The following is a 13,112-nucleotide window of genomic DNA, read 5'->3' on the forward strand; positions in this document are numbered from 1 at the left end:
TTACACAACCGATGGACAGCCGTGCGTCGGCGTATGGCTGCTCCGCACAGCCCCGTGACAACAGCTCCGTAGCGTCGACGACGTCCGCCCAACCGATCCGATGGCTGGCGGCGGTGTACGGGGTTCTACGGGGACGGAGGCGGTTGGAATGGCGCAGGGCGAGGTGCTCGAATTCGAGGAATACGTACGCACCCGGCAGGAGGCACTGCTACGCAGTGCGCGCCGACTGGTCCCCGACCCGGTGGACGCGCAGGACCTGCTGCAGACCGCCCTGGTCCGTACGTACGGCCGCTGGGACGGCATCGCCGACAAGTCCCTCGCCGACGCCTATCTGCGCCGCGTCATGATCAACACCCGGACCGAGTGGTGGCGGTCCCGCAAGCTGGACGAAGTCCCCACCGAGCAGCTGCCCGACGCGAGCGTCGAGGACGGCACCGAGCAGCGCGCGAACCGTGCCCTGCTGGTGGACGTGCTGGGCGTACTGGCTCCCAAGCAGCGCAGCGTCGTCGTGCTGCGACACTGGGAGCAGATGAGTACGGAGGAGACGGCGGCGGCCCTCGGCATGTCGACCGGTACGGTGAAGAGCACGCTGCACCGCGCGCTGGCACGACTGCGCCAGGAGCTGGAGAGCCGCGAGGCGGCGAGCACGGAGGCCCGGCTCCGGGAGGAGCAGGGACGTGCCGCGGCCGGCCGCGCTCCGGCCGCCGGTGCTCCGGTGCGTGCGCGGGCAACGGCGCGGATACGGGAGCAGGCGGGTGGGCGGATGGACGAACGGGGGCGGGAGCGGTGCGCGGCCTGACAGCCAGCGGTGACAGCGGCAGCGGCGACGACGACCGTTGCGGCGCAAGAGACGACGGTGGCCCCGTGGCCACCGTCCGACGTGGCCGGTTCCTGACCGGCTGGGCGGCGGGCACCACGACCCTGGTCGGGCTCGCCGCCTTCGGGCTGTTCGCCGTCGGCTGCTCCACCGGCGGCACGGGCACCCGGGACGAGGGCCCGGCGGGCACCCAGCCGGTCGCCCAGGTCACGCCGAGCGCCCATTCGCCGTCCACGGCGAAGCCCACGCCCCGGGTCGATCCGGTGGCGCTGCTCAAGAAGGACCCCAAGGTCGGCGAGCGGGTCAGGACGGACCTGAAGCCGTGCAGCAGTTCCGAGTACCCGGTGGACACCTCTTACGGCACCCTGACCGGCAGTTCCTCGGCCGACGTCGTGGTCAACGTGATGACCTGCGGCGACTCGGTGGGCGTCGGCACGTACGTGTACCGCCCGCGGGGCAACGGCACGTACGAGAACGTGTTCGCCATCGAGCAGCCCGCGGTGTACGGCACCATCGACCGCGGTGATCTGGTGGTCACGGCCCAGGTGTACGGGAAGAAGGACACGGTCGCGTACCCCTCCGGCGAGGAAGTGATCACCTACCACTGGGCGAACAACCGGTTCAGCGAGCACGACCGGGTGCACAACGACTTCAACCGAGCCGTCGGTGACGGAGCGGCCGGACTTCCGGAATCCGCTGAACCGGCGAGGAACTGAGAGCAGTCCGATGGCCGAGACCCACGTCCTGTTCGTCGAGGACGACGACGTCATCCGAGAGGCCACCCAGCTGGCGCTGGAGCGCGACGGCTTCACGGTCACCGCGATGCCCGACGGGCTGTCGGGCCTGGAGGCGTTCCGGGCCGACCGTCCCGACATCGCGCTGCTCGACGTGATGGTGCCGGGCCTCGACGGAGTCAGCCTCTGCCGTCGTATCCGCGACGAGTCGACCGTCCCCGTGATCATGCTGTCGGCCCGGGCCGACTCGATCGACGTGGTGCTCGGCCTGGAGGCCGGCGCCGACGACTACGTCACCAAACCCTTCGACGGGGCGGTCCTGGTCGCCCGGATCCGTGCCGTGCTGCGCCGCTTCGGCCATGCGTCGGGCGGCGGCCGGCCGGGCAACGGGGAGCCGGACCAGCAGCCCGTCGGCGGGGTGCTGGTCTTCGGCGACCTGGAGATCGACACCGAGGGCATGGAGGTCCACCGGGCCGGCGAGCACGTGGCGCTGACCCCGACCGAGATGCGGCTGCTGCTGGAGTTCTCCGCCGCGCCCGGCACTGTGCTCTCCCGCGACAAGCTCCTGGAGCGGGTCTGGGACTACGGATGGGGCGGTGACACCCGGGTCGTGGATGTCCATGTGCAGCGGCTGCGCACCAAGATCGGCCAGGACCGGATCGAGACGGTCCGCGGCTTCGGCTACAAACTCCGGCCATGAAGCGGCTCGCCCTGCGGACGGGGGTCCGCTGGAAGATAAGCATCGCCATCGCGGCGGTCGGCGCGCTGACCGCGGTCGCGCTCAGCTTCGTCGTCCACAACGCCGCGCGGGTCTCGATGCTGGAGAACGCGCGCGAGGTCCAGCTTGAGCGGCTGACATACGCGCAGCTGCTGTACGAGGCCAAGAAGACGCAGAAGGCCGACCCACGGTTCGGCGCCAAGCTCAACGATCCGACGATGCCGCACAGCCTGCGCGCGGAGATCAGCAGGAACCGGCGCGCCACGCATGTCGAGGAGCTCAGGAACGGGGTGCCCGATGTGTGGGCGGCCGTGCCGGTCGGCAACGGCGACGTCCTCTCGCTGCACACGCCTTTCGCCGATCGCAGCGCCACGATCATGAGTGACCTGGACCGGGCGCTGATCATCGGCTCGGTCTCCGTGGTGTTCGGCGGCTGCGCGCTGGGCGTGCTGATCGGCGGGCAGCTGTCGCGCCGGCTGCGCAAGGCGGCGGCCGCGGCGGGCCTGGTCGCGGAGGGCAACACGGATGTACGGGTCCGGGAGGCCGTCGGCGGTGTCGTCCAGGACGAGACCGATGAGCTGGCCCGGGCGGTGGACGCGCTGACGGACGCGCTGAACGAACGGATCGAGGCGGAGCGCCGGGTCACCGCGGACATCGCGCACGAGCTGCGTACGCCGGTGACGGGTCTGCTGACGGCGGCCGAGCTGCTGCCGCCGGGCCGTCCCACGGAGCTGGTACGGGACCGGGCGCAGGCGATGCGTACGCTCGTCGAGGACGTGCTGGAGGTGGCCCGGCTGGACAGTGCGTCGGAGCGGGCCGAGCTGCAGGAAATCGCGCTGGGCGAGTTCGTCAGCAGGCGGATCGCGCTGCTGGACCCGGATGTGCGGGTGCAGGTCGTCCACGAGTCCTGGGTCAGCACCGATCCGCGCCGACTGGAACGGATCCTCGGCAATCTGCTGGGCAACGCCGCGAAGCACGGTGCCACGCCGGTGGAGGTCACGGTCGAGGGCCGGGTGGTGCGGATCCGCGATCACGGTGCCGGGTTCCCGGCGGCGCTGCTGCGTGAGGGGCCGAGCCGGTTCCGTACCGGAAGCAGCGACCGGGCCGGGCACGGGCACGGTCTCGGGCTGACGATCGCGGTCGGCCAGGCGCGGGTCCTCGGGGCCCGGCTGACCTTCCGCAACGCGGGGCCGGAGGGGGCGGCGAAGGGCGCGGGCGGGGCGATCGCCGTGCTGTGGCTGCCCGAGCACGCGCCGACGAACACCGGCAGCTTCCCGGTCCTGCGCGTGTCCGAGCAGCGCACACCGGGCAGCGGCGACGGGGAGAGGGCGGAGTCCGTCCGCAGACGGAACGGCGGCTGAAGCGGATACGGGAGAGGCTCCCGGGGCGCGCCCCGGGAGCCTCTCCGTACGCGGGCTCGTACGCGCACGTCGTGCGGTGAGCCGCTGGTACGCCGCGCACACGCTGCTCGTACGCCGCTCGTACACCGCGAAAGGGTCAGACGGCCTCGGCCTGCTTGGCAGCGGCGGCCGCGTCCCGTGGCTACGTGTCGTCCGACGACGTGGTCTCCGGTCCCGCTCCCCGCAGCGGGACCTCCTTGACGAACACCGACGCGAGCAGCGCGACGACGCCGACCGAGGCGCCGACCAGGAACGCGATGTGCGTGCCGGACGACACCGCGTACTGGTACGCCTCACGCGCCTGCTCCGGCAGCTTCGCCAGGCTCGCCGCGTCCAGCTGGGCGGACTTCGCGGTGGCTGCCCCGCCGCCGCGGGCCACCATCTCGTCCTGCACCCGTCCGGTGAAGAGCGCGCCCATGATCGCGACGCCGAAGGAGCTGCCGAGCGTACGGAAGAGGGTGGTCGCGGAGGAGGCGACGCCCATGTCCTTCATCTCCACGCTGTTCTGCGCGACGAGCATCGTGATCTGCATCAGGAAGCCCATGCCCGCGCCGAGCACCGCCATGTAGATGCCCGAGGTCAATCGCGTGGTGGCGGTGTCCATCTGGGAGAGCAGGAACAGACCGGTCACCATCAGGGCGGAGCCCACGATGGGGAAGATCTTGTACTTGCCGGTGCTGGTGGTGACCCGTCCCGCGATCAGCGAGACCACCATCATCGCCAGCAGCATCGGCAGGAGCAGCAGGCCCGAGTTGGTCGCGGAGGCGCCCTGGACGGACTGCTGGTACAGGGGCAGGAAGAGCACGGCGCCGAACATCACGAAGCCCACCATGAAGCCGACGACGGACATCAGGGTGAAGTTGCGGCTGCGGAATATGTGCAGCGGAATGATCGGTTCTGCGGCCTTGGTCTCGACGAAGAGGAAGCCGACGAGCGAGGCGACACCGATCGCGATGAGCTCCATGATCACAGCGGAGTTCCAGTCGTACTCCGAACCGCCCCAGGTGGTGACGAGCACGATCGCGGTGATGCCGAGGGTCAGCAGCCCGGCGCCCAGGTAGTCGGCCTTCGCCGCGGCGCGCTCGCGCTTCGGCAGATGCAGCACGGCGGTGACCATGGCGAGGGCGACCGCGCCCAGCGGCAGGTTGATGTAGAAGCTCCAGCGCCAGCCGAGGTGATCGGTGATGGTGCCGCCGACCAGCGGTCCGCCGATCATGGCGATGGCCATGACGCCGGCCATCATGCCCTGGTACTTGCCGCGTTCGCGGGGCGGTACGAGGTCGCCGATGATCGCCATGACGCCGACGATCAGACCGCCCGCGCCGAGCCCCTGGACCGCCCGGAAGCCGATCAGCTGGCCCATGTCCTGGGCCATTCCGCTCAGCACCGAGCCGACCAGGAAGATCACGATGGACGTGAGGAAGATGCCCTTGCGCCCGTACATGTCGCCGAGCTTGCCCCAGATGGGGGTGGAAGCGGCGGTGACCAGGGTGTACGCGGTGACGACCCAGGACAGATGCTCCAGACCGCCCAGGTCACCGACGATCGTCGGCATGGCCGTGCCGACGATCAGGTTGTCCAGCATGGCGAGCAGCATCGCGATCATGAGGGCGAGCATCACCACCCGGACACTGCGCTGCTGCTTCCCCGGTTTTCCGGCAGGCAGGTCGGCACCGGCCGCCTTTCCGCCAGCCGCCTTCTTCAGATCGGACATTGGTCCCCACTCCCCTGATCCCCTGTGCGGGCCAGACACTTACTTGCCGCCCGGCTAGTTGACTACACTGGGGAAAGTAGACCCGTAACTAGCCGGGCGTCAAGTAAGTTTTTTGAAGGAGAGCCTCATGGGCCACACGCCGCAGCAGCGCCGTGGCAACACCCGCCAGCGCATTCAGGACGTCGCCCTGGAGCTCTTCGCCGAACAGGGCTACGAGAAGACCTCGCTCCGCGAGATCTCCGAGCGGCTGGATGTCACCAAGGCCGCGCTGTACTACCACTTCAAGACCAAGGAAGACATCCTGGCCAGCATCTTCGAGGACCTCAACCGTCCGGTCGAGGAGCTGCTCGCCTGGGGCAAGGAGCAGCCGCGCACCCTGGAGACGAAGAAGGAGATCCTCAGCCGCTACAGCGAGGCCCTGATCGGCGCCGCGCCGCTGTTCCGTTTCATGCAGGAGAACCAGGCGGCCGTACGGGACCTCAGCATCGGGGTGACCATCAAGGAACGCGTCGTCGCCCTGGTCGACCTGCTCCAGGAGCCCGGCGCGTCACTGACCGACCAGGTGCGCTGCTTCACCGCGCTCTTCGCGACGCACGCGGGCATGTTCGCCCTCAAGGACCTCGAAGGCGACCCCGAGGAGAAGCGCAAGGCCATCCAAGAAGTCGCCTTCGAACTCATCACCCGGGCACAGAGCCCGGAGTCCGCCGAGTAGCGGGGTCCGTCCCGGTCGGATCAGACCGAGACGCCCTCCTTGTGCAGGAAGCTGACCGGGTTGACCGCGGAACCGTAGTTGGCGGTGTGGCGGATCTCGAAGTGCAGGTGCGGGCCGCTGGAGTTGCCGGTGTTGCCGGAGAGGGCGATCTTCTCGCCCGTCTTCACGGTCTCGCCGATGCGCACATCGATCCGCGACAGGTGGGCGTACTGCGAGTACGTGCCGTTGGCGTGCTTGATCACGACGGCGTTGCCGTACGCGGGACCGTCGCCGCCGCCGTTCGGGCCGGCCTTCACGACGGTGCCGCCGTGCACGGCCTCGACCTTGGTGCCGATCGGCACGGCGAAGTCCTGGCCGGAGTGCTTGTGGGCCCAGCGGCTGCCGTCGTTGCCGAAGCTCGCGCTCAGCACGTAGCGGCCCACCGGGGTCTGCCAGCCGGCAGCCTTCTTCGCGGCCGCCTCCTTGGCCGCCGCCTTCTTGGCGGCGTCGGCCGCCTTGGCAGCCTCGGCCGTCTTGGCAGCCTTGCCCTGGACGGCCGCCTGCTGGGCGACCGACTCGGCCAAGGAGTCGCTGATCAGGCTAGCGGCGCCGGGAGAGCCCGCCGTGGCGGCCGCGAACGCAGCGCCCGCACCGAGAACCATCGACGTCCCCAGGCCGGCTGCCACCACGGCGCCACGGACACGGGACAGGGACGGGCGGCGGGAGTGCTGGAACGAAACGCGCTTCGACATAAGCGGAGATCCTCCGGAGATGACTGGACCCGGCGCTTAGGCCGGGCTGGCCATTCCTTGGTAACCCGCAACCCCGCCTATGCTCAAACACCCCATCTACGAACAAAAGCCGTAGCAGCGCCCTCGGGAATTCGCTGCCACCGGTTCCGCACGCCCGCCACCAGGACGCACCGAAACTCCTTTTTCGGACAGGTTTAACCCCAGCCCCAAACCGGTCCAAACGGACTAAACATGGCGATTCAGGTTCTTTCCCCTCGGGGCTCGAAGGCCCCTCCCCGCACCGGGTCAAAGGTCCCTGCCGCGACCGCGGCGCTCTCCCCTATCGCCGCTAGTAGGCCCCGAAAGGGCTGTGTGCCTTGTCACCGCCGGTGGGACCGAAGCCCGTCCGATCCGGGACCTTCGGCCGACGGGCGAAGCCGTTCCGGTTCACCGTTCCGAGGCGCTCGACGCCGGGCGCGACACGGACGGGTACGGGGTGGCACGGACGGGCACGGGCACGGCACGGGCGGGTACGGGGGCACGGACGGGCACGGGCACGGGTACGGGCGGGTACGGGGGCACGGACGGGCACGGGCACGGGTACGGGCGGGTACGGGGGCATGGACGGGCACGGGCACGGCACGGGCGGGTACGGGGGCACGGACGGGCACGGGCACGGCACGGGCGGGTACGGGGGCATGGACGGGCACGGGCACGGGTACGGCACAGGCACAGCAAAAGGGGCTGCCCCGGACCGTTTCTCACGGTTCCGGGGCAGCCCCTTCAGGCGCTCAGGCACTCAAGCGCTCACACGCTTCGGCGCGTCCTCACACGTCCTTCGACATGTTCGGCCCCGCGCCGCCCGCCGCCTGCTCGATCGGGGGGACGTCGGGCAGCGCCGACTTCTCCTCGCCGCGGAAGGTGAACTTCTTCTCCTCACCCTCGCCCTCGATGCCGACGACCACGATGTGACCGGGGCGCAGCTCACCGAAGAGGATCTTCTCGGAGAGGATGTCCTCGATCTCGCGCTGGATCGTCCGGCGCAGCGGCCGGGCGCCCATCACGGGGTCGTAGCCCTTCTTCGCCAGGAGCGACTTGGCTTCCGAGCTCAGCTCGATGCCCATGTCGCGGTCCTTCAGGCGCTCGTCCACCTTGGCGAGCATGAGGTCGACGATCTGGATGATGTCTTCCTCGGTGAGCTGGTGGAAGACGACCGTGTCGTCGACACGGTTGAGGAACTCGGGGCGGAAGTGCTGCTTGAGCTCTTCGTTGACCTTGACCTTCATCCGCTCGTAGTTCGTCTTGACGTCGCCCTGGGCGGCGAAGCCCAGGTTGAAGCCCTTGGAGATGTCCCGGGTCCCGAGGTTGGTCGTCATGATGATGACCGTGTTCTTGAAGTCCACGACCCGGCCCTGGGAGTCGGTCAGCCGACCGTCTTCCAGAATCTGGAGCAGGGAATTGAAGATATCGGGGTGGGCCTTCTCGACCTCGTCGAAGAGGACGACGGAGAAGGGCTTGCGACGCACCTTCTCGGTGAGCTGGCCGCCCTCTTCGTAACCCACGTAACCGGGGGGAGAACCGAAGAGGCGGGAAACCGTGTGCTTCTCGCTGAACTCCGACATGTCGAGGGCGATCAGCGCGTCCTCGTCACCGAAGAGGAATTCGGCGAGCGTCTTGGACAGCTCCGTCTTACCGACACCGGACGGGCCGGCGAAGATGAACGAACCACCGGGGCGCTTCGGGTCCTTCAGACCGGCTCGCGTACGGCGGATCGCCTGCGAGAGGGCCTTGATGGCGTCCTTCTGGCCAATGACGCGCTTGTGGAGCTCGTCCTCCATGCGCAGCAGCCGGGAGGACTCCTCCTCCGTCAGCTTGAAGACCGGGATGCCGGTCGCGGTGGCCAGGACCTCGGCGATCAGCTCGCCGTCGACCTCGGCCACGACGTCCATGTCGCCGGCCTTCCACTCCTTCTCGCGCTTGGTCTTCGCGGCGAGGAGCTGCTTCTCCTTGTCACGCAGGGACGCGGCCTTCTCGAAGTCCTGCGAGTCGATCGCGGACTCCTTGTCGCGGCGCACGCCAGCGATCTTCTCGTCGAACTCGCGGAGGTCCGGCGGCGCGGTCATCCGGCGGATGCGCATCCGGGAACCGGCCTCGTCGATCAGGTCGATCGCCTTGTCCGGCAGGAAGCGGTCCGAGATGTACCGGTCGGCCAGCGTCGCGGCCTGGACCAGCGCCTCGTCCGTGATGGAGACGCGGTGGTGGGCCTCGTAGCGGTCGCGCAGGCCCTTGAGGATCTCGATGGTGTGCGGCAGCGACGGCTCCGCGACCTGGATGGGCTGGAAGCGGCGCTCCAGCGCGGCGTCCTTCTCCAGGTGCTTGCGGTACTCGTCGAGCGTCGTCGCACCGATGGTCTGCAGCTCGCCGCGGGCCAGCATCGGCTTCAGGATGCTGGCGGCGTCGATCGCGCCCTCGGCGGCGCCCGCACCCACCAGGGTGTGGAGCTCGTCGATGAACAGGATGATGTCGCCGCGGGTGCGGATCTCCTTGAGGACCTTCTTCAGGCGCTCCTCGAAGTCACCGCGGTAGCGGGAGCCGGCGACCAGCGCACCGAGGTCGAGGGTGTAGAGGTGCTTGTCCTTGAGGGTCTCGGGCACCTCGCCCTTGACGATGGCCTGCGCCAGTCCCTCGACGACCGCCGTCTTGCCGACGCCGGGCTCGCCGATGAGAACCGGGTTGTTCTTGGTACGACGGGACAGCACCTGCATGACCCGCTCGATCTCCTTCTCGCGCCCGATGACCGGGTCGAGCTTGGATTCACGAGCGGCCTGGGTGAGATTCCGGCCGAACTGGTCGAGCACCAGGGACGTGGAGGGCGTGCCTTCCGCGGGGCCGCCCGCGGTTGCCGCCTCCTTGCCGCCCGAGTACCCGGAGAGCAGCTGGATGACCTGCTGCCTCACCCGGTTCAGGTCGGCGCCCAGCTTCACGAGGACCTGGGCGGCGACGCCCTCACCCTCGCGGATCAGGCCGAGCAGGATGTGCTCGGTGCCGATGTAGTTGTGGCCGAGCTGGAGGGCCTCACGGAGCGACAGCTCCAGGACCTTCTTGGCCCGGGGGGTGAAGGGGATGTGCCCGGACGGGGCCTGCTGGCCCTGGCCGATGATCTCCTCCACCTGCTGGCGGACCGCCTCGAGCGAAATCCCGAGGCTCTCCAGGGCCTTAGCGGCGACACCCTCACCCTCGTGGATAAGGCCCAGGAGGATGTGCTCGGTGCCGATGTAGTTGTGGTTGAGCATCCGGGCTTCTTCCTGAGCCAGGACGACAACCCGCCGCGCGCGGTCGGTGAACCTCTCGAACATCGTTAATCGCTCCTCAGAGCGGTCAGGCAGTAAGGGGTCGGTCCCCTCCCTGTCCTTCCGCAGCTTAGTCCCGCAAGCGGGGACCGCTCATTCCAACTGCCGACACCGTCCTTGGCCTCCTGCCCCGAACGCCGACATCTGCTCCAACCCGATGGTGCGAGACGATGTTCCCGCAGGCCAGACAGATACGCCTTTCGTCAGTACGCCGATGGCGAACGTGAGATGCCCGGGCCTGCGTGTCGCCCCTCCCCACTAGGGATGTCTTACCCGCTATTACAGACAGTCCATGCGGCGCACGCCGGTTCCCTCCGCTATGGGCGAACATATTTACGCTCCCGAATACGCCTCTACGCCCCCATCTCGGACACACTGCGCACCCGGTTGCGGACTCCGCGTAACCGTTGATGCTGCCCGGGCGTTCTTCCGGCATGGCCATCACCGTCCCGCCTCCCCCGCCGTCGTTCGCCGACGGGCGGAAGGGCCTCGACGCCTGCGCGCGGTGGGCACAGTGGTACGAACGCGAACTCGGCTGGGCAACGGAGGGCATCACACCGGTGCGGTTGCTGACAGGGCTGCGGTTCGACGTCCTGGAGGTGCCCGCGGCCGTCGGCCGTGCGGCGCTGCGCCGGGTCGGCCGCAGCGGGCCGGTGGCACTGGCAGGCACGCGAATGAGCCTGCTGGTCGCGGCGGGAAGCGCCGACGAGTTGCCCGGGCTGCTCGACTGGCTGGAGTGGGGCGGGGTCGCCCTCTCGCTGACCGCCATCGGTGCGGGCGGCCGGATCATCGCGCCGGTGCCGCCCGGCGGGGTGCCGAGCCGGCCGGGGGCCGCCGTATGGCTGCGGCCCCCCGGGCTGCGGCACGAGGAAGAGCCGGAGCTACCGGCCCTGGGCGGCCTCGGGAGCAGGGGTGGGGGTGCTCCCGATCTCGTACGGCTCGTGGACGCGGTGGCGACGGAATGCCACCGGGTCCAGTTGATGCGCGCCCGAACGGGGCGGTCGACCGATGAGTCGACAGCTCAGCCGTTGGCCTTCTCGTAAGCCTCACGGATGTCCGCGGGAACACGACCACGGTCATTCACATTGTGACCGTTCTCGCGCGCCCACTTACGGATCTCCGCGGTGTCCTTGTTGCCACCCGTAACAGCGCGACCCTTGCCGCGACCGGCCGCCGCGCGGCCACCCGTACGCCGGCCACCCTTGGTGTACGGCTCAAGAAGACCACGGAGCTTGTCCGCGTTGCTCGTGGTGAGGTCGATCTCGTACGTCTTGCCATCCAGAGCGAACGTGACGGTCTCGTCCGCCTCGCCGCCGTCGAGGTCATCGACAAGAAGGACCTGAACCTTCTGCGCCACCGGATTTCCTTTCATCGAAAATGCAGTACGCGGAAAGGAAACCGCTTTTCTCCGAAAAACACAAACCCTCGGGAGAGGTTCCCGATCGCAAGAAGACGGGAAACGTGCGCGATTCGGACATAGAGCTACGGCTTCTTGTGGCGGTCACAGGTGCAGAAGCATCCGGCTGTTGCCCAAGGTGTTCGGCTTCACTCGTTCGAGACCCAGGAACTCTGCTACACCCTCGTCATAGGAACGCAGCAGCTCGCTGTAGACATCTCCGTCGACCGGCGTCTCTCCGATCTCCACGAAGCCGTGCTTCGCGAAGAAGTCGACTTCGAAGGTGAGACAGAAAACCCGGCGTACGCCCAGCCAGCGGGCGGTCTGTAGCAACTTGTCCAGTACTTGATGTCCGACTCCGGCACCCCGGATGCTGTGGTCGACCGCGAGAGTGCGCACTTCGGCCAGGTCTTCCCACATCACGTGCAGTGCACCGCAGCCGATGACCCGGGCGTCCTCGTCGCGTTCCGCGATCCAGAACTCCTGGATGTCCTCGTAAAGGGTCACCGTCGCTTTGTCCAGGAGGATGCCTTCACGTACGTACCCGTCGAGGAGACGGCGGACCGATGTCACATCGCTGGTCCTGGCACGGCGGACGGTGATGGCCACGTTTATAACCGACGGTTCGGTACGCAAATCGGTATGTGGAAGCTCTGAGGACATACCCCGACGCTATCGCCCGGACTCCGGACCCGCTCCATCGGCCGGATCTCCAGCCGGATCTCCGGCCTGTTCATCGGTCGGTTCGTCCGCGGCTTCGTGCGCGGGTTCACGCTCGCCTTCATCGACTGGTTCGCGCTCGCCTTCATCGACTGGTTCGCGCTCGCCTTCATCGGCGGCTTCATGTTTGCCTTCGTCCGCGGTTTCATCGGCCGCTTCCCGCGTCGAGGACTCGGAGGCCCCGGGCAAGTCGGGGCGGACGATCCGCATGGCGTCCCGGAGCGCCTCGCGCTGTTCGGCGGACATCATGCCGAAGAAGGCGACGAGAGCAGCGGCGGGGTTGTCGCTGCGCGACCAGGCCTCGTTCATCAGTGCGGCCGAGTATGCGGCGCGGGTGGAGACCGCCGTATATCGATATGCGCGGCCGTCGACTTCCCTGCGCACCCAGCCCTTCTGATGGAGATTGTCCATTACCGTCATGACGGTGGTGTAGGCGATGGAGCGTTCCTGCTGAAGGTCCTCGAGGACTTCCCGCACGGTGACCGGACGGTTCCATTGCCAGACCCGCGTCATCACGGCGTCTTCCAGATCTCCCAATTGGCGGGGCACAATGTCACTTTAGTGCCAGATGCCGGGAATGCTCGGTTATTTACGCAGCGAAAGAGCGCACGACTCCTGACGAGTCGTGCGCCCTTTGCGTGCTGCGAGAAGTGGAGTATCAGACTCCGTCGGCCCGTGGGGCCTGCTGGACGGACTCGGCGCGGCCGAGCAACGAGTCCACCGCCGCATCCTCCTTGGCCTTGTTGGGACCGCCCTGGCTCTTGACGATCGTCACGACGAGGCCGATGAAGAAGGCGGCCATCACCACGGGGGGCACGAGCGCAGATACGTAGTCCATGGC

13 protein-coding genes are annotated in these 13,112 nt (G+C 68.3%); 6 read left to right on the top strand and 7 right to left on the bottom strand.

The window, feature by feature from the left end:
- The first annotated feature begins 148 nt into the window (after positions 1 to 148).
- The 4 genes from OH735_RS16305 to cseC are packed head-to-tail and all read left to right on the top strand — an operon-like array spanning position 149 to position 3,630.
- Positions 149 to 799 carry a SigE family RNA polymerase sigma factor gene (locus OH735_RS16305; RefSeq protein ID WP_406382267.1) on the top strand — a complete coding sequence of 217 codons (651 nt, stop codon included), beginning with the start codon at positions 149 to 151 and terminating at the stop codon, positions 797 to 799.
- Complete coding sequence (locus OH735_RS16310; RefSeq protein WP_406382268.1) at positions 787 to 1,533, top strand: hypothetical protein; 747 nt, start codon at positions 787 to 789, stop codon at positions 1,531 to 1,533. The genes OH735_RS16305 and OH735_RS16310 overlap by 13 nt, the downstream gene beginning before the upstream one ends.
- 10 nt (positions 1,534 to 1,543) lie before the next feature.
- Positions 1,544 to 2,251, top strand: coding sequence for a two-component system response regulator CseB (gene cseB, locus OH735_RS16315; protein WP_406382269.1), 708 nt, complete (start codon positions 1,544 to 1,546; stop codon positions 2,249 to 2,251).
- On the top strand, positions 2,248 to 3,630 hold the full coding sequence (cseC, locus tag OH735_RS16320; RefSeq protein ID WP_406382270.1) for a two-component system sensor histidine kinase CseC: 1,383 nt from the start codon (positions 2,248 to 2,250) through the stop codon (positions 3,628 to 3,630). The genes cseB and cseC overlap by 4 nt, the downstream gene beginning before the upstream one ends.
- Before the next feature lie 181 nt (positions 3,631 to 3,811).
- Here cseC and OH735_RS16325 read toward each other — a convergent pair whose 3' ends face one another.
- Positions 3,812 to 5,383 (bottom strand): MDR family MFS transporter, encoded by a 1,572-nt coding sequence (locus OH735_RS16325; protein WP_406382271.1) that lies wholly within the window; start codon positions 5,381 to 5,383, stop codon positions 3,812 to 3,814.
- Positions 5,384 to 5,510: 127 nt separating this feature from the next.
- On the opposite strand from OH735_RS16325, the gene OH735_RS16330 reads away from it, so the two are divergent.
- Positions 5,511 to 6,095, top strand: coding sequence for a TetR/AcrR family transcriptional regulator (locus OH735_RS16330; protein WP_406382272.1), 585 nt, complete (start codon positions 5,511 to 5,513; stop codon positions 6,093 to 6,095).
- 20 nt (positions 6,096 to 6,115) lie between these two features.
- On the opposite strand, the gene OH735_RS16335 is transcribed toward OH735_RS16330, so the two are convergent.
- The gene (locus tag OH735_RS16335; protein WP_406382273.1) at positions 6,116 to 6,826 is read right to left on the bottom strand and encodes a M23 family metallopeptidase; all 711 of its coding nucleotides are present in this window, start codon (positions 6,824 to 6,826) and stop codon (positions 6,116 to 6,118) included.
- A gap of 806 nt (positions 6,827 to 7,632) precedes the next feature.
- On the bottom strand, positions 7,633 to 10,161 hold the full coding sequence (locus OH735_RS16340; protein WP_406382274.1) for an ATP-dependent Clp protease ATP-binding subunit: 2,529 nt from the start codon (positions 10,159 to 10,161) through the stop codon (positions 7,633 to 7,635).
- Between the two features lie 428 nt (positions 10,162 to 10,589).
- Between OH735_RS16340 and OH735_RS16345 the strand changes: the two genes are divergently transcribed.
- On the top strand, positions 10,590 to 11,198 hold the full coding sequence (locus tag OH735_RS16345; protein ID WP_406382275.1) for an SCO3374 family protein: 609 nt from the start codon (positions 10,590 to 10,592) through the stop codon (positions 11,196 to 11,198).
- Here OH735_RS16345 and OH735_RS16350 read toward each other — a convergent pair.
- The 4 genes from OH735_RS16350 to OH735_RS16365 all read right to left on the bottom strand — a co-directional run bounded on the left by OH735_RS16350 (position 11,177) and on the right by OH735_RS16365 (position 13,109).
- Positions 11,177 to 11,512 (bottom strand): Lsr2 family protein, encoded by a 336-nt coding sequence (locus OH735_RS16350; RefSeq protein WP_266746953.1) that lies wholly within the window; start codon positions 11,510 to 11,512, stop codon positions 11,177 to 11,179. The genes OH735_RS16345 and OH735_RS16350 overlap by 22 nt on opposite strands.
- Before the next feature lie 144 nt (positions 11,513 to 11,656).
- Positions 11,657 to 12,214, bottom strand: coding sequence for an amino-acid N-acetyltransferase (locus OH735_RS16355; protein ID WP_406382276.1), 558 nt, complete (start codon positions 12,212 to 12,214; stop codon positions 11,657 to 11,659).
- A gap of 9 nt (positions 12,215 to 12,223) precedes the next feature.
- Entirely contained in the window at positions 12,224 to 12,784 is a 561-nt protein-coding gene (locus tag OH735_RS16360; RefSeq protein ID WP_406386588.1) for a BlaI/MecI/CopY family transcriptional regulator, read from the bottom strand.
- A 145-nt stretch (positions 12,785 to 12,929) separates the two neighbouring features.
- The gene (locus OH735_RS16365) at positions 12,930 to 13,109 is read right to left on the bottom strand and encodes a hypothetical protein (protein WP_406382277.1); all 180 of its coding nucleotides are present in this window, start codon (positions 13,107 to 13,109) and stop codon (positions 12,930 to 12,932) included.
- Positions 13,110 to 13,112 lie beyond the last annotated feature (3 nt).

The organism is Streptomyces sp. NBC_01618 (genome assembly GCF_045209435.1).
Classification (GTDB): domain Bacteria; phylum Actinomycetota; class Actinomycetes; order Streptomycetales; family Streptomycetaceae; genus Streptomyces.